Source organism: Oceanisphaera avium, from assembly GCF_002157875.1.
In the GTDB taxonomy this organism is placed as follows: Bacteria; Pseudomonadota; Gammaproteobacteria; order Enterobacterales; family Aeromonadaceae; genus Oceanimonas; species Oceanimonas avium.
Window position 1 is genome coordinate 1236132 of record NZ_CP021376.1, and the last position, 25578, is coordinate 1261709.

General features: G+C 47.7%; 24 protein-coding genes and 1 pseudogene. 3 read left to right on the top strand and 22 right to left on the bottom strand.

Features of this window, described 5'->3' with window-relative positions:
- Positions 1–17: 17 nt before the first annotated feature.
- On the bottom strand, positions 18–842 hold the full coding sequence (locus CBP12_RS05635; protein ID WP_086963567.1) for an NAD(P)-binding domain-containing protein: 825 nt from the start codon (positions 840–842) through the stop codon (positions 18–20).
- Positions 832–2739: a transglycosylase SLT domain-containing protein gene (locus CBP12_RS05640; protein WP_232455161.1), complete on the bottom strand. Its 1908-nt coding sequence runs from the start codon at positions 2737–2739 to the stop codon at positions 832–834. Before CBP12_RS05640 ends, CBP12_RS05635 begins: the two co-directional genes overlap by 11 nt.
- A 397-nt stretch (positions 2740–3136) precedes the next feature.
- Between CBP12_RS05640 and hpf the strand changes: the two genes are divergently transcribed.
- Entirely contained in the window at positions 3137–3529 is a 393-nt protein-coding gene (hpf, locus tag CBP12_RS05645) for a ribosome hibernation-promoting factor, HPF/YfiA family (RefSeq protein WP_086963568.1), read from the top strand.
- Positions 3530–3943: 414 nt separating this feature from the next.
- A pseudogene (locus CBP12_RS13715) lies at positions 3944–5107 on the top strand (chorismate mutase); the annotation flags it as partial.
- Positions 5108–6232: 1125 nt separating this feature from the next.
- Here CBP12_RS13715 and tyrA read toward each other — a convergent pair.
- A complete protein-coding gene (tyrA, locus tag CBP12_RS05655; RefSeq protein ID WP_086963570.1) occupies positions 6233–7369 on the bottom strand; it encodes a bifunctional chorismate mutase/prephenate dehydrogenase in 1137 nt (378 codons plus the stop codon).
- Positions 7370–7509: 140 nt separating this feature from the next.
- The gene (locus tag CBP12_RS05660; protein WP_086963571.1) at positions 7510–8580 is read right to left on the bottom strand and encodes a 3-deoxy-7-phosphoheptulonate synthase; all 1071 of its coding nucleotides are present in this window, start codon (positions 8578–8580) and stop codon (positions 7510–7512) included.
- 370 nt (positions 8581–8950) lie between these two features.
- On the opposite strand from CBP12_RS05660, the gene CBP12_RS05665 reads away from it, so the two are divergent.
- On the top strand, positions 8951–9544 hold the full coding sequence (locus CBP12_RS05665; protein ID WP_086963572.1) for a DUF502 domain-containing protein: 594 nt from the start codon (positions 8951–8953) through the stop codon (positions 9542–9544).
- A gap of 73 nt (positions 9545–9617) precedes the next feature.
- On the opposite strand, the gene CBP12_RS05670 is transcribed toward CBP12_RS05665, so the two are convergent.
- The 18 genes from CBP12_RS05670 to CBP12_RS05755 form a co-directional block, all read right to left on the bottom strand.
- Positions 9618–10448, bottom strand: a complete 831-nt coding sequence (locus CBP12_RS05670; RefSeq protein WP_086963573.1) for an MlaA family lipoprotein — start codon at positions 10446–10448, stop codon at positions 9618–9620.
- Between the two features lie 97 nt (positions 10449–10545).
- Positions 10546–11748: a c-type cytochrome biogenesis protein CcmI gene (ccmI, locus tag CBP12_RS05675; protein ID WP_086963574.1), complete on the bottom strand. Its 1203-nt coding sequence runs from the start codon at positions 11746–11748 to the stop codon at positions 10546–10548.
- 1 nt (position 11749) lies between these two features.
- Positions 11750–12217: a cytochrome c-type biogenesis protein gene (locus tag CBP12_RS05680; protein ID WP_408634971.1), complete on the bottom strand. Its 468-nt coding sequence runs from the start codon at positions 12215–12217 to the stop codon at positions 11750–11752.
- Positions 12218–12235: 18 nt separating this feature from the next.
- Positions 12236–12769 (bottom strand): DsbE family thiol:disulfide interchange protein, encoded by a 534-nt coding sequence (locus tag CBP12_RS05685; protein WP_086963576.1) that lies wholly within the window; start codon positions 12767–12769, stop codon positions 12236–12238.
- Entirely contained in the window at positions 12766–14736 is a 1971-nt protein-coding gene (locus CBP12_RS05690) for a heme lyase CcmF/NrfE family subunit (protein ID WP_086965401.1), read from the bottom strand. The genes CBP12_RS05685 and CBP12_RS05690 overlap by 4 nt, the downstream gene beginning before the upstream one ends.
- Positions 14737–14750: 14 nt before the next feature.
- On the bottom strand, positions 14751–15245 hold the full coding sequence (ccmE, locus tag CBP12_RS05695; protein WP_086963577.1) for a cytochrome c maturation protein CcmE: 495 nt from the start codon (positions 15243–15245) through the stop codon (positions 14751–14753).
- Complete coding sequence (gene ccmD, locus CBP12_RS05700) at positions 15242–15448, bottom strand: heme exporter protein CcmD (protein ID WP_086963578.1); 207 nt, start codon at positions 15446–15448, stop codon at positions 15242–15244. Before ccmD ends, ccmE begins: the two co-directional genes overlap by 4 nt.
- Positions 15438–16184 (bottom strand): heme ABC transporter permease, encoded by a 747-nt coding sequence (locus tag CBP12_RS05705; protein ID WP_086963579.1) that lies wholly within the window; start codon positions 16182–16184, stop codon positions 15438–15440. Before CBP12_RS05705 ends, ccmD begins: the two co-directional genes overlap by 11 nt.
- Before the next feature lie 104 nt (positions 16185–16288).
- Complete coding sequence (gene ccmB / locus CBP12_RS05710; RefSeq protein WP_086963580.1) at positions 16289–16957, bottom strand: heme exporter protein CcmB; 669 nt, start codon at positions 16955–16957, stop codon at positions 16289–16291.
- Complete coding sequence (ccmA, locus tag CBP12_RS05715) at positions 16954–17589, bottom strand: cytochrome c biogenesis heme-transporting ATPase CcmA (RefSeq protein WP_332454897.1); 636 nt, start codon at positions 17587–17589, stop codon at positions 16954–16956. The genes ccmB and ccmA overlap by 4 nt, the downstream gene beginning before the upstream one ends.
- A gap of 554 nt (positions 17590–18143) precedes the next feature.
- Positions 18144–18545, bottom strand: coding sequence for a DUF2802 domain-containing protein (locus CBP12_RS05720; protein WP_086963582.1), 402 nt, complete (start codon positions 18543–18545; stop codon positions 18144–18146).
- Complete coding sequence (locus CBP12_RS05725) at positions 18545–19033, bottom strand: chemotaxis protein CheW (protein ID WP_086963583.1); 489 nt, start codon at positions 19031–19033, stop codon at positions 18545–18547. The genes CBP12_RS05720 and CBP12_RS05725 overlap by 1 nt, the downstream gene beginning before the upstream one ends.
- 19 nt (positions 19034–19052) lie before the next feature.
- Entirely contained in the window at positions 19053–19901 is an 849-nt protein-coding gene (locus tag CBP12_RS05730; RefSeq protein WP_086963584.1) for a chemotaxis protein CheW, read from the bottom strand.
- Entirely contained in the window at positions 19898–20683 is a 786-nt protein-coding gene (locus CBP12_RS05735) for a ParA family protein (RefSeq protein ID WP_086963585.1), read from the bottom strand. The genes CBP12_RS05730 and CBP12_RS05735 overlap by 4 nt, the downstream gene beginning before the upstream one ends.
- Positions 20680–21636, bottom strand: a complete 957-nt coding sequence (locus CBP12_RS05740) for an OmpA family protein (protein ID WP_086963586.1) — start codon at positions 21634–21636, stop codon at positions 20680–20682. Before CBP12_RS05740 ends, CBP12_RS05735 begins: the two co-directional genes overlap by 4 nt.
- A complete protein-coding gene (locus CBP12_RS05745; protein WP_086963587.1) occupies positions 21633–22376 on the bottom strand; it encodes a flagellar motor protein in 744 nt (247 codons plus the stop codon). The genes CBP12_RS05740 and CBP12_RS05745 overlap by 4 nt, the downstream gene beginning before the upstream one ends.
- A 1-nt stretch (position 22377) precedes the next feature.
- Positions 22378–23532: a protein-glutamate methylesterase/protein-glutamine glutaminase gene (locus CBP12_RS05750; RefSeq protein ID WP_086963588.1), complete on the bottom strand. Its 1155-nt coding sequence runs from the start codon at positions 23530–23532 to the stop codon at positions 22378–22380.
- Positions 23533–23558: 26 nt separating this feature from the next.
- A complete protein-coding gene (locus CBP12_RS05755) occupies positions 23559–25577 on the bottom strand; it encodes a chemotaxis protein CheA (RefSeq protein WP_086963589.1) in 2019 nt (672 codons plus the stop codon).
- Position 25578 lies beyond the last annotated feature (1 nt).

Here is a 25578-nt window from a genome sequence, read left to right on the forward strand (position 1 = left end):
ATTACTTTCACTAGTGACTACTTAGTATTGCGCGCCGCTAACCAGTCAAACCAATCACTCACCAGATAATCTAACCCAAGATAGCGGCTAATTGCCGAGCCATCGATGGTTTTCCCAACCCCGCCGCCACTAAAGTTTGGCGGTGGTAATTGGCGAAGTTTAGCCGCTTGGCTATAAAATGCTTTGCGACTAGGATGATGAGGCGCACTGACATTGAGCGCCGCCGGCCAATCATTTTTAGCTAATAAGGCGGGGAAAAAGCGTAATAAATCCTCTTGAGCCACAAGGTTAATGGGCTCATCGCCACCTTCAAAGCTGCGCCCTGCTAAAAAACGCCCAGGCTCACGGCTGCCACCCACCAAACCAGATAAGCGCAAGCATAGTACGCGGGCAATGCCCGAATTGTGCATGGCTGTTTCACAGGCTTGCATACGCTCGCCCCGCTCACTGTCCGGCTTAGCATCGGCCTCTTGCTTAATGCCTTCTCCGCCATAAATTGAGGTGGCACTGGTGTAAATTAAACGCGAAAACCCCGCCGCGGCAGCCAGTTTCGCCACAGCACTTAGTTGCTCGGTATAATGGGGTAATTTGCCCGGTGGCACACAAATAATAAGGGTGTCGGCGTTTAACTCACTTGGCCAACGCGCAGGCATGGCGTGATTGAGTTCCCATAATAAAGTGGTAATGCCTTGCTTATTTAAGCGCTCGGCTTTTTCGGGCGTCGTGGTGGTGCCACTCACTTGATAGCCTAAGCGTTGCAAAGTCAGCGCTAAGGGTTCACCTAACCAGCCTAAACCCACAATAGCGACGCGTTCGGCGTTAGGCTGTTCATTAATAGACATAATTAAGCTCATTAGAAGTCACAAGGGCCGTTGGCTGACCTAACATACTTTGGTAAATGACCGAGTAATAAAGCACATTTTGTACATAGCCGCGGGTCTCTCGATAAGGAATATTCTCTACCCACACATCGAGTGGGCGCGAGGCACTGTTGCGCAACCACGCATCAATGCGACTTGGGCCTGCGTTATAAGCGGCAATGGCGGCCACTCGATTATTACTATAGCGGTCGAGCATTTGCTTAAAGTAGCTAGAGCCGAGCTTAATATTAACCTCGGCGCGATATACATCAGAGGGGTGTTTAAAGTCGCTAATATTAAATTTTCTTGCCGTATCTTTCGCTGTCCCTGGCATTAATTGCATTAAGCCCCCCGCCCCTACCGGAGAGCGCGCTTGTTCATAAAAGGCACTTTCTTGGCGAGTAATGGCAAATAAGGTTGCGGCATTAATACCCAACTTTTGTGCTTGATTTTGAAAGGTTTGGCGATACACCAGCGGAAAACGCAAGTCTAAATGGTCCCAAGCGCGCAAACGAATACTGGCTTGAATCGACTTATCAAACCAACCCAGCTTGTAAGCTAAACTGCCAAGCAACAAGCCCTCGTTTTCAGTGACCTTGCCTAATAAGTGATACCACTCACTGCGCGCAGCATTTTTATCACCTATGGCTAGCCATTCTTCGGTGCGAGCAAACGCCGGCCAGCGACTGCGCGCTTCGCTAAGAGCCGGCGCAGGCGGTAAATTCTTTTTCATAAAGGCATAAGGCGCTTGACTACGCTGGGCGGCTAAAAAGCCATAGTAATCTCGCTGGCTGGCTGCTAACTGCCAGGCTTTATCACCATCGGTATGGCGCTGTTGGGCTTTAAGCGCCCGCCCACGCCAATACTGCCAGCGGCTATCTTGCTGAGTACTCGCCGGCAACTTGGCTATCCAGCCGGGCAAACTTGCCCAATCTTGCTCCCAAATCGCTAAGCGCGCTCTTAATTCAAATAAGCTTTCATCCCCCACTTCTGGTAAACGGGCGTCAAGCCAGCTGCGATAGTCATGGGTACGATTAAACATTAGGCGCTGCGCGAGTGCTTGTTCAATGCGTGCCACTTGGCGCTGAGTTAAGCCAACTTGGCGCTGATATTTGGGGTATACGCTCATCACTTGGCTAGGTTCAGTGTTAGCCAGTTTTGCTAGGGCATAACTGAGTGCCGTTTTTTGCGCTTCGCCCTTAACTGCCACTAAGTCACTACTGATTAATTGATAAGGGTTGCCCTGCACGGATTTTAAGAAGTCGCCGGCGGGGCGAGCGGTAACACTTAATTGGCGATATAAATAATCTACTAAGCTGTTATTGCCACTTTGATAGGCCAATAGCATGCGCTGCCAAATATCTTCATCGGTGCGCCCGCCTGCGCTTTTCCATGCATCAAATAAAGGATCACAGGCCGAGGCACGAGAGCCGCCATGCAACCACATTAATTTAGCCCCCGCGATGGCGGTATTTTTATCTCCTAGCGCCCATTTAGCGCGGTAATGGGCACATTGCAGCACTTCACTATTAGGCACCTCGGGATACAGAGCAAGAAACTCGCGCCAGCGCTGCTCGTGCACTAATCGATGCAAATAACGCCCTTCTAAGCGATCTGCAAGTAGTGAGTTGGGATAGCGGCGCATAAAATTTTCTACTTCAGCGGTGCTAAGTTGGCTAAGGCGATCCGCTAAATATTGGTAATCTAAATAAATAGTCAGCGGATAAGCATCCAAACCCGTGCGCAGTTGTTGATAACGCAACAGCTCGTTACTGGTTAACGCCTGCTCGGCTTGGCGATATTGTTCTCGCAATGGGGATGGTTGGGCGCTCGCGCTCATGGCCACTAATAACAAACCTAATCCTAACCAAGCTTTCACAGGCGCACCCTTAAATGTCAAATATATGACTATCCTATGTAATAGAAGTAACACTGCCAATGGCCTTAGAAAAATAAACTTTGCAAACCGGTCAATTAAAGTCGCAGCTCGTGCCAGGGAGGATCCAAAATTCAAAAAGAGCAGCTAGGATAAAGAACAGCTAGTCAGGATAAGCGCGAGCTGTTAGGTTAATACCAGCAGACAAAGTTTATCCATTCGAGTCTGGCTTATCGCGGTCGACTTTGGCAAGACTTAAATATGGGGAGCGGCGACTGGCTCACAATTTTTTAACAGCCATCGGTAATCGCCATAAAATGTTGATATAGATCACATTATTTAGTCTGGGTCAGGGTAGTCTGAAGTTGTACACAAACATGAGCACACCCAGGGGGTATTTATGTCCATTACTATCACTAGCACCGTCATCGACATTTCTCCCGCCATCCGTGAACGGATTGAGAGTCGCTTTGCTAAACTGGCTCGTCGCCAAGTGGATTTGATCACACCACATGTGATTATTAATAAAGAAGGCCTTAAGTACCAGGTTGAAGCCACCGCCGGTGTACGCAACGACACCCTTTTTGCTAAAGCTGAAGACGATAACCTCTACGCTGCTATTAAAGACTTAGGCCAAAAGCTAGAGCGCCAATTGAATCGCTATGCAGATAAACCCTTAGCTCAACGCGCCGTCGCTGCTGGCGCCGCTGGAGCGGGTATTGCTAGCGCCGATGATACTGAACTCACTGATGAAGAAGCAGAATTTGATTACGAATTTGACGAAGAGGAATAGCTTTCATCTCTTAACGCGTTCATAAATTATTCACTCAAATAACTAAAAAAAGGCCGAATTATTTCGGCCTTTTTTACGTTTAGCGCTGACGTTATCCAGCGCTTAGCGGCCACGGCGCTAACAATAGTCTGGTGCGCGATAATAAAAAGCGTCAAAAGTATCAAATACCCTAAAGTCAGGGCGCTTTTAGTGCGGCTTAAGGGGGATTTTTGCTAAGATAGTTAACGCCTAGAGATGAGCTTCTTTCACTGTCATTATAAGCGCAGGCTTATTAGCCAAGCCGGTATGAAAGCCGCTGTTGATGGCAGTAAAAGACACTCAGTGAGGGTGTTAAAGGTAAATAGGTTAATTTAATAATCGTGGCCCTGAATAAGGGACACGTTAGATTATATTTTGTTGATAAGGGAAGTCCCATTGATAAATCTGGATGAGATCAGAGCTCAAATCACTCGCTTAGACAAGGAGCTATTAACGCTGCTGGCTAAACGCAAAGGCTTAAGCTTAGATGTGGCGCGCAGCAAATTACAACACCCACGCCCAATTCGTGACCAAGAACGCGAGCAAGCGCTGTTAGTAGAGCTGATTAATCAAGGGCGCGCGCTTGGCTTAGATGCCCATTATGTGACGCAGATTTATCACACCATTATTGAAGACTCGGTATTATCACAACAAGCCCTGCTACAAGAGGTGTTAAATCCACAAGCCAGTAGCCCGGCCATTAGCGTGGCCTTTTTAGGCTTGCGTGGCTCTTATTCTAATATGGCGGCTCGTAAGTATTTATCGCGCTATAAAGCCACCTTAGTTGAGCATAACTGCGAAAGCTTTCAGCAAATTTTTGACACGGTAGAATCCGGCCAAGCGCAATATGGCATTTTGCCAATTGAGAACACCAGCTCCGGCGCCATTAATGATGTGTTTGATCTTATTCAACACACCAGCCTGTCCATTGTGGGTGAGCTTACTCAGCCCATAGAACATTGTTTATTAGTCGCGGTAGACACAGAAGTGAGTAAGCTCAGCACGCTTTATACTCATCCCCAAGTGTATCAGCAATGCTCACAATATCTGTCTACCTTGCCTGGCGTAAAAGTGGAGTTTTGTGCCGCCTCTTCTAATGCCATGGAATTAGTCGCGCAGTTAAGACGCCCTGATATTGGCGCTATGGGCAGTGCCGATGGCGGTGCGCTACATGGCCTCACCCCCTTAGTGAGTGGGTTGGCTAATCAAAAGCAAAATATGACCCGCTTTATTGTGGTGGCAAGAAAGCCTGTAGAAGTGGCCATGCAAATCCCGGCTAAAACCAGTTTTATTATGTCTACGGGTCAACAAAGTGGCGCCTTAGTCGAAACCTTATTAGTGCTGCGCAATCATGATATTCCCATGACGAAGCTGCAATCTCGCCCTATTATCGGTAATCCGTGGGAAGAGATGTTTTATGTAGATGTAGCGGCAAATGTAAATAGCCCCGCGATGCAAGCGGCGCTGAGCGAGCTAAAAGACATAGTGCACTTTATTAAAATTTTAGGCTGCTACCCTAGCGATGAAGTGAGCCCAACTCGTATCTCTTCTAAGCTGCTCAATCAAAGCCCTGCGCCTATTGAGCCTAATGCTTCAGCCCCGCTTAAAAGCCCCACACTGGCCTTACAAGTCGGTCGCTTTAGCGTAAGCCCACAAGAGCCTTTATTAGCGGTGCTCCTTACTCAGTGGCCAGAGCGAGTGAGCTTAGCGGAAGTGGCACGCCAAATTAAAGAACAAGGCGGCCATGTGTTAGGCGTGCCTTGTTTTGGTGAAGGTGATAGTCAATTTGAGCAATCGCGTTTACAACAACTCAGCGAAGTAGCGAAACAGTTTGATTTAGCGACCTTAACCTACGTTCATAATAGTGAGCAATTACCTCGTGCTGCCGAGTCCTTAGATGTGCTGCTACTCGCGCCAAATGAGGGCGCGCGTGAAGCCTTGCTCACAGCGGCGGGACGCAGCACCCGACCTGTGCTGTTACCCTTAGCCGAGAGCCATGCTCAAACCTTGGCCGATGCCGAGCGTTTATTAGCCCAAGGCAACCAACAGCTCGCCTTAATAGATACGCAAAGTCGACCCTTAGCCGACTTATTACGTTTACAACAACACACTCGGCTGCCTTTATTAAGCCAACTAGCACCACAAGAGGATGTGCTGGCAGAGTTAGGCGTGGTGTTAAAAGGCGTGGGCATTCAAGGGTTTTGCTTAAGCGTGGAAGATGAAGATAACTTGCACGCTTTGGGTCAATTAGCGCAGCGCTTATATCAAGATTAATATAACAACCGCGCCCTCCCTATAAAAAAACCGAGCCATAACCAGCTCGGTTTTTTTAAAGATTAAAGATTTCTTAGCCACGGAATACTCGGAAAATAAGCCAAAGTAACAATTAAAGAGCTGCTCTGGCATGGGCAGAAGTAAGCTAAGCCTTGTAACTCTACTTTTAGCAGCAGTCTCAGCTAAGCAGAGTGGGAATAAGGGAATATTAACTTACTAGCAGCTGAACGCTTTACTATCTATCTTATTCATAAAGTTTTTTAGATTTAAAGTCTCTTTTTCAGTGTATTCCGTGGCGAAAATAGGCTTTTTATATACCTAGCTAACTGCTTAGATTTGTAAAAAATAAAAACCGAGCCACAAGCTCGGTTTTTTATTAGACTAATTTTTCTAAGCAATGAGTGCTAGCCGTTACTCTTCATCGCCGTGATGGCGGCTATCGTTAGCTTGCGCTAATAGGTTACGACTTTCTTTAAGGAAAGTTTGCGCATACTCACCAAAAAAATCACTCACGGTCGAAAATTGCTCCACAAACGCTTGGCGATCACCTTGTTCGAGCTGAGTCAGTAACTCCCCAAAACGAGAATGATAACGGCGGATCATGGCTAAGTTTTCTGGCGAAGATAAAATAATATCTGCATATAAATTGGAGTCTTGCGCAAATAAGCGCCCGACCATTGCCAGCTCTAAGCGATAAATAGGTGAGCTTAAACGCAGCAGTTGGGCTAAGTCTGCTTGCTCGGCACACAAATGCGCGCCGTAGGCAAAGCTGGTAAAGTGGCGCAACGCTTGGACTAAGCTCATGGCATTATCGTGCTCTTTCGCATCAACGGCTTGTAAACGCGTCCCCCATATACGCATTTGATCCAGTAGCCACTGATATTGCTCACTATCGCGGCCTTCACTGTAGATAATCACTTGCTTAGCCAAACTGGGGACATCTGGGCCAAACATAGGGTGTAAGCCTAAGACGGGGCCACTATGACTAGCCATCATGGCCGCGAGCGGCTCAGCTTTAATACTGGTTAAGTCAACGAGCACGCAATCGGCAGGCAGCGGCGGTAATTGCTTAATAATCGCGACCGTTTGCTCAATGGGCACTGCTATTACTACTAAGCCGGCATCGCTCACTAATGACTCGGCATCCTCCCAGTCATCTTTTTCTAAGATGCACACTTGATAGCCTGAAAGGCTAAGCAAATGGGAAAATAAACTTCCCAGCTGGCCGGCACCACCCACCACCACTACTTTACTCAGCGCTGGGTTCATGCACTTAAAGCCAGTGTCATTTTCACTGGCGTAAGACTCGCGCATAAAACGACGCAAGACATCTTCAATTAAATCAGGCGGCACCCCTTGCGCTTGTGCTTCGGCGCGACGCTTTGCCAACATACTGGCTTCTCGGTCGGGGGCATAAATAGGCACGCCTTGGCGGCTTTTAACTTCGCCAACCCCAGCTACTAGCTTTAAACGTCGAGCAAATAAAGCCACTAGCTCTTGATCTACTTCATCTATTTGGTCCCGTAGGACGGCTAACTCATCTACCATTGGCTTCATCCCAAATAAAAAGCACCGCACCCTTCCCGGACGCGGTGCTCTATTATGCCTGCAAACCTAAGCCTGAGACAGTCCAGTAACAAGGTTGGCAGTCGTTAATTTTAAAGCAAAACCTAAAGCGAGGTGTCACCTTAACCCAAGCGAGCTTTTAAAGGCGCCTTCAGTTGCTGGTGGCACCGCTCAAGTAAGTCGGCGGTGGTGTCCCAGTCGATACAGGCATCGGTAATAGACACGCCATATTGCATATCAGCACGATTTTGTTCGCTAGATTGATTACCTTCAAATAAGTGTGACTCTAGCATTACGCCCAAAATTGATTGATTACCTTCTTGAATTTGGCGCATCACGTTTTCAGTGACCAGCGGCTGTAAGCTGTAATCTTTATTAGAGTTACCATGGCTGCAATCCACCACTAAGTTAGGCACTAAATTTGCGTTTGTCATGGCTTTTTCTGCCAAGCTAATATTGACCGAATCATAGTTAGGTTGCTTGCCGCCACGCAAAATAACATGGCCATCGGGGTTGCCTTGGGTCACTAATAGCGCCACTTGGCCTTGTTGGTTAATTCCCATAAAAGCATGAGACTCGGCGGCGGCTTTTAAGGCATTAATGGCGGTACCCAAATTGCCATCGGTGCCGTTTTTAAAACCTACCGGCATTGATAAGCCCGAGGCCATCTCGCGGTGCGTTTGCGACTCAGTAGTGCGCGCGCCTATAGCAGACCAAGAAAATAGCTCGGCTAAGTATTGCGGGCTTATAGGGTCTAGCGCTTCAGTGGCTAACGGCAATTCTAATTCTGCTAACCAGCATAAGAGCTCACGTGCTTGGTGTAGGCCATATTCAATATCAAAGCTGCCATCAAGGTGAGGATCGTTAATAAAGCCTTTCCAGCCTACTGTGGTGCGCGGCTTTTCAAAGTACACCCGCATCACGATATAAAGCGTATCGCTATATTGATCATGGAGTTTTTTAAGGCGAGTGGCATATTCTTTTGCCGCGTCAATGTCATGGATAGAGCAAGGCCCACATACCACCAGCAAGCGATGGTCTTTGCGCTGAATAATATTAGACAGGGTTTGGCGTGCACCGGCGATAAAGTCCAATGCCGGTTGGGAAACCGGCAACTTAGCTTTCAATTCTGCGGGTGTGATCATTATCTTCTCGGAGCGAATATTAATATTATTCAGGGGGTCTTTTTGCATGACAATATCCTCACATGTAAACAAAACATTACCATTTATAAAAACAAATACAGTGCCTTGTTTGACATCTGACTATTCATTTTCTACGCATTTATTCGCCTTAACAATTCACCTTAACAAGGCCAAGTCTAGTTGCAAAGCGCCAGCCCACTTAAACGACTAAATTTTCTTAACGCCGCCAGTTTTGCTTATAAAAGCAGCTATCTTGGAGAGTTGCCCACTCAGGTAGCCATAGCGAGCCTAGGCAAGATCTGCCATGATGCGCGGCTACTCTTTCAAGGCTGACTGAAGTAGAGGCTAACTTAAACTTACAGAAACGGTTTACAGAAACGGTTTACAGAAACTGATTTAGGTATACAGAGACTAACTTATGCAACGACTGATCCGCTACTTCTTTCAAGGCTTACTCACCTTATTGCCCTTTGTGCTCACCGTTTATTTGGTTTATTTAATTTTTACGGTGCTTAACGAAACGCTGTTTTCAGCTATTGGCTCTTTATTGCGCCTCGCCATTCCTGCCTTAAGCGCCGGTTGGCTAGCAGACTTAGCCGGCGGCATAATCACGTTAACTGTCATCATTTTAACGGGCATGTTTGCCTCTTTTTACTTTGGCCAATTTTTCTTAACCTTATTTGGCAAAGTGTTGAATCGCATCCCATTGGTTAAGCTAATTTATAACTCATTAAGCGACCTATTTAACGCGCTCATTGGCGATAATAAACGCTTTAATCAACCCGTCGCGGTGAGTTTGCTACAGGGTGATGTACAAGTGATGGGCTTTATCACACGAGAGGATATGAGCGAGTTTGGCTTAGAAAATAAGGTGGCGGTATATTTGCCACAGTCTTATAACTTTGCCGGCAACCTTATTATGGTCGAACGCGATAAAATACAGCTGCTAGAGGTCCCCGCCAGTAAAGTGACCACCTTTATTGTAAGCGGTGGCGTCACCGGGAAAAATTAAGCCTCTAGAAGATAAAAGAGATGAGGAGCCACACCTAGCTCCTCAGCGCTTACTATTTAGGACTTACTCAGCATTAGCCGTCTATCTCATCCATAAAATCAGATAAGTCGTCATCTTCAGCAGTGCTTACCTTGCCCACTTTAGCGTCTTGATACTGTAAATACAGATCCTTAGTTAAGCCATAAGGATCCAGCGCATTATCTATAATGGGCTCACGTTCAATAAGCTCACTGCGCTCATATAAGCCATTGAGAGCAAATTTTCCGGCACGCATGGCAAAGGTCATTAAATCGTAAGGAAAATATAAAGTATCGACAAAATCCCCAGATAACTCACGCAAGGTGGTAGGCCCATATAAGGGCACCATTAAAAACGGGCCATTGCCCACACCTAACTGCCCTAGCACCTGACTAAAGTCTTTGCTACGACGAGATAAGGTCATTTTCTCGGCGACATCAAAAAAGCCTAAGATGCCCACTGTGCTATTAATACCAAAGCGCACTAGGTTAGTTCCCGCCCCCACCATATCGCCGGTTAGGAGATGATTCACAAAACTGGCGGGCTCTTCTAAGTTTAACACCACATTTTGCACTCCTTCGCGGATAGGCACAGCCACATAATCTGCATAAGCGTGGGCAGCAGGTCGCACTAGGTAGGGATCAAGCACATCATAGTTCACCACCCAAGCCGCGCGGTTAACTGGCTCAAAGGGATCTCGGGCATCCGCAGCAGCAGAGTAAGCCCTGTCTATAGGCTGAGTTTCGCTAAAAGGGTCGTGTAATTGTTGCTGAAACTCTCGCTGTTGGGCGTTGAGTTGGCCAGACTGAGTATCTGAGTGATTAGCGTTTGGGCTTGCACAACCGACTAACAGTAAGCTGGCGAGCAGGAGCGTTTTTTGCCACATAATGAGTGCCTTACAACTGTGGAGTTATCTTATTATTATGCAAAACCGGCCAAGGTGGCCGGTTTAAAATAATGCCGTGTAATTAATGGGAGCTAAGTTAGAGTTCGGTATCGATCACTACCGATAACTGGCGATCCTCGTCGGTATTAAGCACACCGCTTCGTCCCTCCCAGGCTCCTTTTTTATCACTTACATTGCCACTGGGCGCGAGACGAGCCTTAATAATAACGTTATCAAAACCATTAAGATTCACGTTGGGGCGCATGGCATCGCTATTAGATAAGGTCACGGTCAGTGGAAAAGTGGGATTTTCAATACGCTGAGCCACAATAGGCACATCGTCTCCGCCTGCATCCATGGCATAGACAAATAAAATCGCGCCAGGATGATACGGCGTATTGCTGTCGGTATTCACTTCAACTTGATAACGCGGGCCTGTCACATCCGCTTGATCATCTTCGCCTAAGCGCTGATTAATTAAATCAGTCCAATACTCGCCCTCTTCATGAACTTGACTATCGGGCGCGGCACGTTCTAGTACTTGCTCCCAGCGAGCAAGCGCACCACTGAGGTTATTTTGCTGCATCGCCATTAGAGCAAATACTCGCCACGCGGCTAAGTTATTGGCATCTTTAGCCAGCTCTTTTTTAATAATGTTTTCCGCGCGCAGCTCTTCACCCGACATGGCCAAGGCTTGGGCATAAGGCACCATTAGGGTTTCTGGCGTGTCAGTAAGGCGCATAGCTTTTTCTAATGCTTCTTGCGCATTTTCGCCGTCTCCTAACTCTAGCGCAAGGCGACCCGATAACCACCAGCCTTCATAGCGATCACCGTATTGGTATAATTTAGTGCGCAGCGCCAATAAGAATTCGACTTTTTCTTCCGGCGATAAGGGCTCTTGGGTATATTTTTGAGCAAGCTCGCCTAAGCGCTCACTGCTGTCTTGCCAGTCGCTTACTTTGTCATACGCCCCCATCTGAAAATAGCCCACATACGCCACAAGGATCACAATGACCACCGCCGGTAGCCATAACATGATGCTGCGCTTATGGTGCTGGGGTTGTTCTACCACGACATCATCTAATAAGCTTTGCTTGAGCTCTTGAGTAGCTAACTCACCCTCTTCCAGTAAGCCAAGCTCGCGGTCTTGCTCTAACTCTTGTAAGCGCTGCTTATATAACTGGGTGTTAAGCTGGTTTCGGCTTTGGCTGGACTCGGCACGTCCTCGAGTCAGCGGTAAGATAATGACCAATGCCAATATCAGCGTCAGTATGATGCTGCCAATCCAAAATAATATCATATTAATTCTCTTTGTCTTTATTCAGCAATTCATTGAGCTGCGCTTCTTGCTCATCTGTCAGTGACATATCTCTGGTGGTTTTAGATGATGTTCGGGTACGACGTATCACAATAAACAATCCCACCAGTATCACTAGCACAGGGCCAAACCATAAAATCATGGTTGAGGCCATAAATGGCGGCTTATATAGAATAAAGTTGCCATAACGAGCGGCCATATAATCAATGACCTCTTGCTTACTCTTACCTTGTTGCAGCATTTCATAGGACTTATCGCGCAAGTCTTTTGCTAATTCTGCATCTGAGTCACCAATATCTTGGTTTTGACACTTAGGACAACGTAGCTCTTTAGTTAGCTCATGAAAAACTTGCTCTTGTTCGGGAGAGCTAAACTCATAAATACTGGTTGAGGCCATGGCGGGTGTGAGCGCCAGTAGTGGCAAACATAAACTGGTTAACAACACTAATATCGAGCGAACACGCATGTTTTACTCCATTTGCTCAAAAATAGGCTTAATCGTTTTTTGCCATACTGTGTCGTTTAAATCACCCACATGGCGATAGCGAATGGTGCCACTACTATCAATAAGATAGGTCTCAGGTGCACCATACACACCTAAGTCTAAGCCCAGCATGCCGTCGGGATCGTATAAGTCGATGGCGTACGGGTTGCCTAAGTTTTTTAACCATTGCAGTGCTTTTGGCCGCTCATCCTTGTAGTTCATGCCCACGATAAAAATATTTTCCCGTGCTTTTAGCTCATTTAAAAACTCATGCTCAGCACGACAAGTGGGGCACCAAGTAGCCCACACATTAAGTAACATGGGCTGGCCGGTAAAAATAGCACGACTATATTGCTCGTCCGGATTTTGCAAAGACGTTAGCGCAAATTCCGGTACGGGTTGATCCAGTAACACTGACTCCAACTTACGAGGGTCTGAAAACAGGCCCTTAAACAAAAAGGCACAGCCGATTAAAAACACCACTAACGGAATAAGTAATATTAACTTACGACCTTTCATAGCGACTCCTCACTGGCGTGACCAGAGGCTGCTTTGCCGGCAAAACGATAGCGTTTATCTACCATCGCAATCACGCCACCAATAGCCATAAATAAGGCGCCAAACCAAATCCAGCGAATAAAGGGTTTGTAATATAGACGTACCGCCCAAGAGCCATCTTCCAATTGCTCACCTAAGGCGGCATATAAGTCTCGGGTTAAACCGGCACTGATTGCCGCTTCCGTCATTGGCATGCGTTGGACAATATAGAGGCGCTTTTCTGCCTTTAACTTAGGCAGCTGCTTATCCCCTTTACTTACGGCAATGACGCCTTTAAAGCCTTCATAGTTAGCACCATCTGCGCGTTTTGTGCCCTCAAAGGTAAAGGTGTAGCCAGAAAAGGTCACACTATCGCCGGTGGCCATACGCACGTCTTTTTCAACGCTATAGAGCTGGGCACAGCTAATACCAATAATGGTGATCGCCATCCCTAAGTGACCAAGAAACATCGCCCAATGACTGTTGCCAAGCTTGCGAATTCCAATGCCAAAGCGGTGGCGATGAGTCGCGCGCACCCACGTTTCTTGGAGACAGGTGATCACAATAAAGGCACCCAGACTTAAACCAATGGCCGCCCAAATTTCAAAGGTATCGGCGAAAATATAAGGTAGCGCTACCCCAATCACTGCTGATAACACGAGAGCCGAGATTAATTTAACATTAATCTCGCTCATGCTTTGACGGCGCCAGCGAAACAGCGGACCTGCGCCCATCAACAGCGCAAAAGGAATAATCAGCCACGCAAAGATGCCATTAAAAAAGGGCGCGCCAATCGAGATACTACCCAGACCAATTTCCTTATGGATTAGCGGTAAAATAGTCCCCACTAACACCACAAATAAACCGGCCATTAGCATAATGTTATTGCCTAGCAATAAGCTTTCACGACTCGATAACTCATGCTTACCGTGGCTATTAACTTCGGCTCCTTTAATGGCATACAGCAATAAGGAGCTACCCACCACTAACATAAAGAAAATTAAAATAAATAAACCACGAGTGGGATCAGAGGCAAAGGCATGCACCGAGACCAAGACTCCAGAGCGTACTAAGAAAGTCCCTAATAAGCTCAAGGAGAAAGCAAGAATGGCTAATAGCACAGTCCACGCTTTAAAGGTGGCACGTTTTTCAGTGACGACTAAAGAGTGAATAAGCGCGGTGGCCGCCAGCCAAGGCATAAAGGAGGCGTTTTCTACGGGATCCCAAAACCACCAGCCACCCCAGCCAAGTTCGTAATACGCCCACCAAGAACCCAGTGCAATGCCGACTGTTAAAAATATCCACGCCGCCATCGTCCACGGACGAGACCAACGCGCCCAAGCGGCATCCAGTTTACCGGTCATTAGTGAGGCAATGGCAAAGGCAAATGCCACCGACAAGCCCACATATCCCATATACAACATAGGCGGGTGGAAAATAAGACCCGGGTCTTGCAGCATGGGGTTTAAATCGCGACCGTCTACTGGGAAAAACGGCAAGGTGCGCAAGAAAGGATTGGAGGTAACAATTACAAATAATAGAAAGCCCACGCCTATCATGCCCATGACACTGAGCACCCGTGCTACGGCATCGAGCGGCAGCGAGCGGCTAAAGCGCGCCACAGCGGCGGCCCAGCCCGCTAATATCAAGACCCACAGCAGCAACGAGCCCTCATGCGCGCCCCACACGGCAGAAATGCGATATTCTAAGGGCAATAGACTATTAGAGTTAGAGGCGACATAAATAACGCTAAAGTCGTGATCGATAAAGGCCCAAGTTAAGCAGCCAAAAGAGAATAATAAAAAGCCAAACATGGCATAGGCTAGCGGGCGTGCCAGCAACATCATGCTGGCGTTGCCCCGAGCAGCACCAATAAGAGGATAGATACTTAAGATCAAACTCGCGGCCAGCGCGAGGATTAAACTAAATTGACCTAGCTCGGGAATAATTCCTAAGGTCGAAGTCATGACTTACTTCCTTTGATTTGCTCGGTGGAGTATTCAGGTTTGACATGCTCAATGCCTTTAACGGCTTCTGCTACTTCCGGTGGCATGTATTCTTCATCGTGCTTAGCTAATACTTCAAAGGCATTAATGGTGCGGGCATCTTCTAAATGACCTTGGGCCACTATGCCCTGCCCTTCACGAAATAAGTCCGGCAAAATGCCATCAAATACCACGGTAATTTCTTCACCGCCGGAGTCCACTAAATCGAAACTCACTTTGAGACTTTCTTGGTCGCGGCGCACCGTACCTGGCACCACTAACCCACCAATACGCAGTCGTTGGCCAACTTCAGGTTTAATTTTGCTGTCGCCTTTCCCTTGTACCAACTCAGTAGGAGTATAAAAAAGGTCAATATTTTGTTGCAGACCATACAAGACTAACCCCGTCATTACGGATAATCCCACTACCACAGCCACTAACAGAGCCATGCGCTTTTTACGTCTTGGGTTCATAATGTATTCTCCAACTTCTGAGCGGCCTTACGACGTTGTGCTCGCTGCTGCTTTTGTTTAACTTCGCGCAGTAAGCTTTTTTTCGTTGCCAAGGTTGACCACACTATTGCCAGCAGTGTGACCAAAGTGAAACCAAAAGACAGCCAGACATAAAATCCGTAACCGCCCATGGCCCAAAATGCTGACCAAGTATCAAACTTCATCTTGTTTCTCCGCCAACTGTCCTACCCAAGGACGATGAGCTTCCCGACGGATTAACTCATTACGCAATCGCATTAATGTCACCGCACCTAAAAACGCACTAAACGCCACTATCATCAGCAATAACGGCCATAACATGTCATTAGAGATAGAGGGACGATCAAACTTGGTAATGCTCGCCCCCTGATGCAAGGTATTCCACCATTCTACCGAGTAGTGAATGATGGGTAAATTAATCACCCCCACTAGCGCTAAAATCCCTGCCGCGCGCCCGGCTAACACCTTGTCGGAAATAGCGTTATATAGCGCGATAACGCCTAAATATAAGAATAATAAAATAAGCTCTGAGGTAAGACGGGCATCCCATACCCACCATGCGCCCCACATAGGTTTACCCCAGGCCGCACCCGTAAATAAGGCAATAGCAGTAAATACCGCGCCCACCGGCGCAATGGCGGCCACGGCCATGTCGGAGGTTTTAATTTGCCACACTAAACCAATAAAGGCGGCGATAGCCATCGAGCTGTAAGCACCCATGGATAAAATGGCAGCGGGGACATGAATATAAATAATGCGAAAGGCGTCGCCTTGTTGGTAGTCGGCAGGCGCATAAGCTAGGCCCCATACTAAACCGGCGGCAAACGTCACCACACTGATGACGGCAAACCAAGGGAGCCATAATCCGGCAATACGATAAGCATGCTCAGATTTAGCGTAAGGATGTAACCATTTCCACATGTTGCTCACAGACCCTTCATTATAGTAGTTATTATGCACAGTGCGACACTTGCTGTGCTTTATGCTATTGATTTATAACATTTAAAATTAATTATTGTTGTACATTAATTCACACTGACTCGCAGGGCCGAAGCAATGGCAAACGGTGCTAAGGTAATACTGCCCACCAACATAGCGCCCAAAATGGCTAACTGACCATGATACTCAACCCCAAAGTTGGCTGCATCTATGGCGGAGGTGGCAAAAATTAATACCGGAATATACAGCGGCAAGGTCAATAAGCTTAACAATACCCCTCCTTTACCGATACCCACCGTCAGTGCCACGCCAATGGCGCCGAGTAAGCTTAAAATGGGCGTCCCTAATAGCAGCGTGTAAAATACGGCCTCAAACGCCACCATATCTAAACTCAGCAATACCGCAACTAATGGCGACAACAGCAACAAGGGTAAACCGGTTAATAACCAGTGTGCCACCACTTTTGCTAACACCACTACTCCTAAAGGACAGGGCATAAGCATTAATTGTTCCAAGGTACCGTCCATAAAGTCATCTCTAAATAAACGCTCTAGCGCTAATAAGGACGATAATAAGGCCGCCACCCACACCACACCTGGCGCAATGCGCGCAAGTTGCGCAGGCTCAGGGCCAATACCCAGTGGAAATAAAGTAATAACGATAATAAAAAACCACAATGGATTTAAGATATCGCCACGCCGGCGCAAAGCTGAGACTAATTCGCGGCGCAAAACGCCACTAAACATGGCTCTCATATCGGCTCCTCTTCATGGGGGCGCAGTTGTAAAATGCGCACCCGCTCAGCCGATAACGATAAATCTTGATGAGTAGTAATAAGCACCATGCCACCTTGCTGGGTATGATCGAGTAATAATTGCTCGAGTACGTTAACACCTTGCTTATCAATGGCAGTAAAAGGTTCATCAAGGATCCAAAGCTTAGGTCCGCCTAACCAAAGCCGCGCCAAAGCAACACGCCGCTTTTGCCCAGCCGAGAGCTGACCCGCCATTTGGTCTTCTAGGCCAGCTAAGCCCACTTGTGCTAATACTTCCCATAAATCCACTTGGCTTGTGCCATGATGCATACGGCGAAAAAACGCCAAGTTCTCAAATGCACTAAGCTCATGTTTAATGCCCGCTTGGTGTCCTAAATACAGCAAGTCTTGGTGATATTCATCGCGATATTGTTCAATATTATGCCCCTGCCAGCAAACCTCACCGCCGTGGGGGCGAGATAAGCCCGCTAAAAGGCGCAATAAACTGGTTTTACCTACCCCATTAGGGCCAGCAACTTGAACCAGATCACCGGGCACCAAGCGCAAAGCAAGCTCACTAAATAAAGTCTGCTCTTCACGGACACAGGTTAAGCTTCTAGCTTCTAGCATAATAACCTTCCTAAGCGCCAAGCTAAGCGGCAATATCGCCTTTAAAAATGGCCGCCAGTTTAGCATAAGGTAGGGGGAGATGCAGAACAAACCGTGACATAAAGTAGGAAGCGTGAGCGCCATTACATTGTTAACGTCTTGTTATTAGTAGTAATCTTTTTTCAGACACTATCTCACTTTTTACGTCACTGGCTGTTTCATACTAAAGGGGAAAATTAACGGTCATCTCCCTCACTCTGTTAACAGCTTACCTGCGTCATGTTGGCGAAAGTCAGGATCTTTGCCAGCAAGATATCGAAGCCAACAGGCCAAGCGGCCAGCTAGCCTCTTTACCCCAAGCGAAAGGCAGCTTATTTTTTATGCTAAATAACCTTTAAGGCACTAGCTAACCCGAATAACAAAGCTTTGCATGTTGGCATAATGAAGTGTATGGCTTAATTTCAGAAAGTCATAACTTCTTATCAGGCATTAATACTAAGAGCAGGCAGCGCTATTGCTAAGCGGTAAAAATAACAACACCGAGCAGCGCTCGGTGTTAAGGGGAGTATGTAAACAAATTATTGGCGGTGTAAAGTAATCAAGAGCTCGGCTTCGGCACGCGGCATTTCGCACTCTGCCATAATTTCATCAATATCAGCGCCTAACTGCACCATACGCGTAGCGCGGCTATAGAGCTTACCTTGCGGATCTTTTAAGGCTAGTTCTTGATGTTGCTCGCTAAGTTTATCTTGCTGGCGGTATAACTCGCCCACCTTATTACCTATGCCAATACTGGCCGCTTGCAACTCTTCAATTTGCTTGCGATAGCTGTCTCGGGTGCGCGTAAGCTCACGCATAAGCCGGCTCATGGCCTCTAGTTTGCGCTGACTTTGGCGCCACATTGACCATGCCACAAACAACGCCACTATCCCTACGACTAGCGCAATAGCGGCGAGAATAAAAGCAGGCTCAAACCACATTACAGCTGACCCAACTCATCCCATTCATCATCAGACAGGAGTTTGTCTAAGTCGACCAAAATTAGCAGTTGCTCATCGCGATTACATACGCCTTGAATAAACTTAGCGCTTTCGCTGGTGCCCACATTCGGCGCTGTCTCAATTTCAGAAGACTTTAAGTACACCACTTCTGCCACACTATCGACCATAATACCGATCACTTGCTTTTCGGCTTCGATAATAATAATGCGGGTATCATCGGTGACTTCAGTGGTCGCTAGGCCAAAGCGTAACCGCGTATCGAGTACGGTTACCACATTGCCCCGTAAATTAACGATGCCCAGCACATAATCCGGTGCCCCAGGGACAGGCGCAATATCGCTATAGCGCAGCACTTCTTGTACTTGCATAACATTAATGCCGTAGGTCTCATTGTCTAAACAAAAGGTGACCCACTGCAACACTTCATCTTCGGCAAGACTTTCAGCGACATTTCGATGCTTATTCATAGATTACCCTTTTACCTGCTCAGGCTTGTTGTCCGTCAATATTTTTACCTTGCTCAAGCAATGCCACTAGCGCATCAACATGAAGCAAAGCACACATTTTTTCTTTTACCATGCCCGCTAACCAAGGCCGAGTTCCGGGCGTGGTGCGCCACTTTACTTGCTCTCGGGTTAACAAAGCCGTGCCTTTCAATTGATGACAGCCTAAGCCCCAGTGGCTTTCGCCTAAGGTCACTAAGTAGCCATACTCTTCTTGAGCACTATGGCCAGGCATAGCCCAGCGCGCAGTATCTACCGCATAAATTTGGCGATCGCGCTGGGTTTGTACGCCAGAAAACCAATCGGGCTTACCAAATAACGACGTTAGCTTAGTCACTTGGTAAATGCCGCCTAGATGCGTTAAGGGCACAGCAAAGGTCATGCCAGCAACTTCAAAAAATAGCACCTGAAAACTGTGCTCAGTTTCCATATTACGCCATGTGACGGGCGCAGAGGCAAGTGCCTGTTCGGTCGCTAACTGGCTCTGGCTCTCAATATCGAGCTTTGCTACCACTTTAGCAGGAGCAATCGCTGTTTCCACCTTAGGTGTCACTACTTCTGGCGCTGAAATGGGCGCCACTTTAGGCTGAGGTTTAACCACTTGTGGCGCTGGCGTTTCTAGTGCTTGAGCTTCATTAAGCTCAGCCACTTTAGCTAATAGTGCCTCAAGTGCTTGGCGACGCTCAGCTTCACTAGGCTCAGCATAAGGCGCAACTTTTGTCGGCTCAGCTTTAATAATAGGCGCGACCTTAGGTTGTAGTTCAGCGCTAGGGTGCTCTTCTAATAAGGCATCAAAATAATCATCAAGTACATCAGCATAAGGCTGTTTCATAATGGCATCTCCACTGCATCAAGCTGCCATAAATAACGCAGTAAACTTTGGTAGGCGAACACCCCGCGACTACCTTTAACATAATAAGAAGGCGGGACATGGCGCAAACTGGCGTCACGAAATTTAGTATCGACCGGTATGCAAGAAGGCCAAAGGTGTCCTTCATATTGCGCTTGTAAACTTTCTAAGCTTTGTACCGAGGCTCGCGTTCTTTGATCATACATAGTCGGTACTACCGTATACTTAAAACCTTCTTTTTTAGCTCTGTGCATCAGCTTAAAAGTATTCACCATGCGCTCTAGGCCTTTAATGGCCAAAAACTCAGTTTGAACGGGCACCAAAATACGATCGCACGCCGCTAAGGCATTCACCATCATCACGCCTAGTACCGGCGGACAGTCGATAATAACCACATCAAAGTCATCGTGAATTTCTGCTAATAAGCGTTTTAATACCAGTCCCATGCCCTCACGAGTACTGGAAGTGCGCTCTAAGGTAGCTAAGGAAATAGAGGCGGGTAATAAAGTTAAGCCATCAAAACGGGTGACTAAGGCAATTTTTGAAAATAATTCACGCGTAGGCTTAGGTGCTTGAAATAAATCAAACAAGCTATAAGGCAAGCTGTCCATCTCATAATTAAAATACGAGGTCAGTGAGCCATGAGGATCGGTGTCGATCAGCAGCACGCGTTTATTACGCTGCGCTAATAAGCCCGCCAAGGCCACCACACTGGTGGTTTTGCCGACGCCACCTTTTTGATTGGCGATTGTCCAGACTATCACTGCAACCCCTTATCTTGTTTCACACCACTACCAATACGAATACCACCACTGGGTAAGTCAAATACCCGCACGCCGGGCACCTGTTCGGCTGCAAAAGGCTGCGAGGGCAGCGCAATAGGGGCTTGCCAACTTGCTGTTGCTATCGCAATCTCCACTCGCCTGTCTTGCGCTCGCCCGCCCTGCACAGTAGAGCGCTGAATATTTTTTTCATTATTGCTGTCATGAGGGTTGTCGGCTGAACGCGGCTTTTCTGAAGGTTGCGCCTTAAGCAGCTGCTCCAGCGGCGGTTGATACTCGCCAAACGCCATTAAACTTAAACGCGCGGCGTTAATGCCGTGAGTTTGAAGCCACTCTAATACGGCTCTTGCGCGCTCGGCAGATAGCTGCCAATTAGAGGCATAGAGTTCATTATTGACCGCTAAGTTATCGGTAAAACCCCGCACTTGAATAAAATGATCCACTTTTGTAAGGGCTGGCACTATCGCGCTAAGAATGGTGTGCGCAGGTTGGCTAAGCAAAGCGCTGCCACTAGCAAAAATTAAACGCCCATCAAAACTCAAGGTTAGCCACTCTCCTTCTTGGTTTAAGGTGAGCTGCTGAGTATCTAATAACGGCCCTAGTGTTAATTCCAACTCCGACTTAAGCTTGGCTAAACTAAGTTCATCTTCGGTTAAGGGATTGCCCGTACCTTGAGTATTGGGCTCTTCTTGGTGGTTGATCATGGAATTAGCGCCCTGCTCAGGCTTGGCTTCCCCACTTAAGCGTACAAAGGCTTGCTCCATGCCATCTAAGAGAGGCTGCTGCAGCTCGGTTTTATTAGCGTGCAAGGCATAGAGCACCACAAATAAAGCAAAAGCTAAGGTCATGTAATCCGCATAGGACACCAGCCAGCGATCCGCGCCCGTGGCATAATGCTCACTGCCTTTACCTGCACTTAACCGACGCCGTCTCATTGGCGCTGACCTTGATACTGCGCTAATTGGCGACTCATCACTAAGCTGCTATCGCCGCGCGCTATGGCTAACAAACCAATGGCCGTTAATTCCCGATACCTTAGCTCTAGGCGATACAAGGCGCGCAAGCGATTAGCCAGTGGTAATAACAATAAGTTTGCTAAGCCTACGCCATATAAAGTTGCTACAAATGCCACGGCAATGCCATTACCTAATTGGGTGGGATCCTCCAAATTAGACATGGCTTGGATAAGTCCCAGTACCGCACCAATAATGCCAATGGTGGGGCTATAACCGCCCATGGCTTCAAACACTTGTGCTTCTAATTCTTTTTGCTCTTCAATGCGATTAAGCTCGTTATCTAATAATAACTCTAAGGCGACGGGCTCGGTGCCATCCACCACCCATTGCACTCCTTGGCGAGTAAAATCATCCAGCGCTAATGACTCGGCTTTACCCTCTAGGGCTAAAAATCCCTCTTGGCGCGCTTGATGAGACCAGTGCAGTAAACGCGACGCTTGTTCATAAAAAGGCCAGCTTTGGCGCCCCAATAAATTTTTTAGGGCCCGCACCGCCGCCTTGCATTGGCTCCAAGGTGTTTGTAATAGCACGGCACCTAAAGTGCCGCCCACCACAATCAATAATGCAGGTCCATCTAGCAGGCCCCATAGGTTACCGCCGTGCCACCATTGCGCTATCACAATGCAAATAAGCGCCAGTGCTAACCCAGAAAAAGCCATCTTAATGACTCATCTCGTTAACGATAGCCTCACCAATAATGGGTAACGGCAACGACTCGCTAGCAAGCCCTGCTTTAGCAATGGCTTGGGGCATGCCATAAACCACACAGGTTTCTTCATCTTGTGCCCAAATATTAGCCCCTTGATCTTTTAGTAAACGCGCCCCTTCACGGCCATCGGCACCCATGCCGGTCAGCACCACCGCCAATACTTTAGCGCCATAGATTTTTGCTGCAGAGGCAAAGGTAATGTCGACACACGGCTTATAATTGACCTTGTCATTACCATCAATAATGCGCAGCCTTGCTGCACCCGCACGCCCTTCTAGCAACATTTGCTTACCGCCTGGCGCTAAATAAGCATGTCCGGGGCGCAAGCTATCGCCGTCTTCAGCTTCTTTAACATTTATTTGGCACAAGGTATTAAGCCGCGCCGCAAAAGCCGCCGTAAAGGTACCTGGCATATGCTGAATCAGCACAATAGGATGAGGAAAATTAGCCGGTAAAGCGGTGAGTACTTTTTGTAAAGCCACCGGCCCACCGGTTGAAGTACCAATCGCTAATAACTGGTAACTCTTGCCCGTGCGCTTAGGCGCTGTTTTGCGCTCAATAGGCGGAGCTGGCACTTGGCGAGCAGGAGTAACTCCGCCTAAGGGCGCAGACCGAGAGCGACTGGCTAAACTCCCCGCCTTAGCTGTATCCAGTGCCGAGCTACTTGCACTGGGGCGCAAAGCAGCACTGCGGGGCGCAATTAAAGGGCGGCGGCGTGCAATAGCTTTAACTCTTTGTTGCAGTAATAAAATGGCTTCTTCTTTACTACGCGCTATGTCTTCAAAGCGTTTAGGCAAAAAGTCCATAGCACCGGCGTCTAGCGCATCTAGGGTAGCTTGCGCCCCATCATGAGTTAATGAGGAGAACATCAGTACGGGGATGGGATTCGTCTTCATTATTTCACGCACCGCACTAATGCCATCCATCACCGGCATTTCAATGTCCATGGTGATCACGTCATAGCTGCCGGTGCGAGATTTTTCTACGGCTTCTTTACCGTTAGCAGCGGTATCCACCACCTTAAGCATGGGATCGAGATCGAGGATCTCACTGACGCGGCGTCGAAAAAAGCTTGAATCATCAACCACTAATACCCTAATAGCCATTCATACCTCGTGTTTATTATTAGAAGTTAGACGTAGCGACGCGCATAGGCATTAATTAGGCCCGCTAAATCGAGGATAAGAGCAATTCCGCCATCACTGGTAATGGTAGCGCCAGCCATGCCTGCAGTGCCGTGCAGTAATTGGTCTAGTGGTTTAATCACCACTTCTTCTTGGCCAATTAAGCCATCCACCACAAAGCCTACTTGCTGATTACCCACGGCCACTATCACCACATGCCCTTTGTCTTTGCGCTCGCGCCGCGCTCCTTTTAATAACCAGTCTTGTAAATAAAACAAAGGAATTGCATGGTTACGCACCACTATGGTCATTTGCCCATCGACTATACGCGTACGTGTTAAGTCCAAATGGAAAATTTCATCCACGTTAGTCAAAGGTAAAGCAAAGGTTTGCTGGCCTACTAACACCATTAGCGTGGGTAGAATAGCTAACGTAAGGGGTACTTTAATTTGTAATTTGGTGCCTTGGCCTAGCGTTGAGTCGATATGAATAGAGCCATTAACCGAGGTAATACCGGTTTTAACTACATCCATGCCCACCCCTCGGCCTGACACATCGGTAATTTCTACTTTGGTAGAAAAACCCGGGGCAAAAATCAGGTTATAGGCTTCATGATCCGTCATGCGCGCCGCGGCGTCGGTATCTAAAATGCCACGATTAATAGCGATATCTTTTAGCTTTTGCGGATCCATACCGGCACCGTCATCTTCGATACCTAATAAAATATGATCGCCCTCTTGCGACGCCGTTAAACGAATCGTGCCCACGCGGGGCTTGCCAGCAGCCTCACGCACCTCAGGCATTTCAATACCGTGATCACAAGAGTTACGCACTAAGTGCACTAAGGGATCGGCTAGTGCTTCAACTAAGTTTTTATCTAAGTCGGTATCTTCACCCACCATTTCTAAGGTAATTTCTTTGTGCATATTGCGCGCAATATCGCGCACCACGCGCGGGAAACGGCCAAATACTTTCTTAATGGGCTGCATGCGGGTTTTCATCACCGCACCTTGCAAATCGCCGGTGACCGAGTCGAGGTTAGCCACTGTTTTAGAGATGTTTTCATCATCATGATTAGCTTCAAGACTCAATAAGCGGTTGCGCACCAACACCAACTCACCCACCATATTCATAATGTTATCGAGTATTTTAGTGTCTACACGCACCGTGGAGTCGGTATTGGCATTAGAGGCACTGGGCGCTTTAGCCGCCGGCTTTTCTTCCGCTTTTACTGCTACTGGAGCGGGTGCTGAAGGGGGTGGAGCCACAGGCGCAAAAGGGGCGTCATCGGTTATCGTCGGTCCCTTACCCGAGCCATGAAGCTGATCGAGTAGTGCTTCAAACTCATCATCGCCAATAAGCTCATCTTCAGCCGCGGAGGCGGACGACTTAGCATCCACAGGAACGCCACTGTGCTTACCTGCCCCATGTAACTCATCGAGCAGCGCTTCAAATTCATCATCGCTAATATCATCAGAAGCACTGTCTGATAACTCATCGCTTGAGGTATCACTGGCCGGCGCTAACTCATTGAGCATTTGTTGATACTCAGCTTGTTCTAAGCCGGCAATGCCTGCAGACCCAGGGCTGGCAGGCGCTGGCTCAGAGCTAACAGGCGCTGCATTCTCTTCAGCAGAGGCAGGTTGGCAATAACGCCCAAGCTCCGCCAATAGGGAGGGGGCTGCGGGAGTGAGCTCTTCCCGATTTTGCAACTCAGAAAACATGACATTTACGGCGTCTAAGGCGTGTAAAATCACATCCATTAACTCAGGCGTAACTTGGCGCTGGCCGTTACGCAAGATATCAAAGATGTTTTCGGCTCTGTGGCAGGTGTCTACAAGTGCCGTGAGGGACAAAAAGCCAGCGCCACCTTTAATGGTATGAAAACCACGAAATATCGCGTTCAGCAAGTCTTTATCATCGGGGTCACGTTCTAGCGTGACTAATTGCTCAGATAATTGCTCAAGAATTTCGGATGCTTCAACCAAAAAGTCTTGTAGAATATCTTCATCTACCTCAAAGCCCATG

Bases quoted from the DNA above. Each gene is read 5' to 3' on its own strand.
- CBP12_RS05730 (WP_086963584.1), bottom strand. From the start codon at position 19,901: ATGAAACAGCCTTATGCTGATGTACTTGATGATTATTTTGATGCCTTA.
- CBP12_RS05725 (WP_086963583.1), bottom strand. From the start codon at position 19,033: ATGAATAAGCATCGAAATGTCGCTGAAAGTCTTGCCGAAGATGAAGTG.
- CBP12_RS05635 (WP_086963567.1), bottom strand. From the start codon at position 842: ATGTCTATTAATGAACAGCCTAACGCCGAACGCGTCGCTATTGTGGGT.
- CBP12_RS05740 (WP_086963586.1), bottom strand. From the start codon at position 21,636: ATGAGACGGCGTCGGTTAAGTGCAGGTAAAGGCAGTGAGCATTATGCC.
- ccmI (WP_086963574.1), bottom strand. From the start codon at position 11,748: ATGATATTATTTTGGATTGGCAGCATCATACTGACGCTGATATTGGCA.
- CBP12_RS05750 (WP_086963588.1), bottom strand. From the start codon at position 23,532: ATGGCTATTAGGGTATTAGTGGTTGATGATTCAAGCTTTTTTCGACGC.
- ccmD (WP_086963578.1), bottom strand. From the start codon at position 15,448: ATGAAGTTTGATACTTGGTCAGCATTTTGGGCCATGGGCGGTTACGGA.
- CBP12_RS05670 (WP_086963573.1), bottom strand. From the start codon at position 10,448: ATGTGGCAAAAAACGCTCCTGCTCGCCAGCTTACTGTTAGTCGGTTGT.
- CBP12_RS05665 (WP_086963572.1), top strand. From the start codon at position 8,951: ATGCAACGACTGATCCGCTACTTCTTTCAAGGCTTACTCACCTTATTG.
- CBP12_RS05755 (WP_086963589.1), bottom strand. From the start codon at position 25,577: ATGGGCTTTGAGGTAGATGAAGATATTCTACAAGACTTTTTGGTTGAA.
- CBP12_RS05685 (WP_086963576.1), bottom strand. From the start codon at position 12,769: ATGAAAGGTCGTAAGTTAATATTACTTATTCCGTTAGTGGTGTTTTTA.
- CBP12_RS05745 (WP_086963587.1), bottom strand. From the start codon at position 22,376: ATGGCTTTTTCTGGGTTAGCACTGGCGCTTATTTGCATTGTGATAGCG.
- CBP12_RS05720 (WP_086963582.1), bottom strand. From the start codon at position 18,545: ATGTGGTTTGAGCCTGCTTTTATTCTCGCCGCTATTGCGCTAGTCGTA.
- ccmB (WP_086963580.1), bottom strand. From the start codon at position 16,957: ATGAGAGCCATGTTTAGTGGCGTTTTGCGCCGCGAATTAGTCTCAGCT.
- CBP12_RS05660 (WP_086963571.1), bottom strand. From the start codon at position 8,580: ATGCAAAAAGACCCCCTGAATAATATTAATATTCGCTCCGAGAAGATA.
- tyrA (WP_086963570.1), bottom strand. From the start codon at position 7,369: ATGGTAGATGAGTTAGCCGTCCTACGGGACCAAATAGATGAAGTAGAT.
- hpf (WP_086963568.1), top strand. From the start codon at position 3,137: ATGTCCATTACTATCACTAGCACCGTCATCGACATTTCTCCCGCCATC.
- ccmE (WP_086963577.1), bottom strand. From the start codon at position 15,245: ATGAACCCAAGACGTAAAAAGCGCATGGCTCTGTTAGTGGCTGTGGTA.
- CBP12_RS05705 (WP_086963579.1), bottom strand. From the start codon at position 16,184: ATGTGGAAATGGTTACATCCTTACGCTAAATCTGAGCATGCTTATCGT.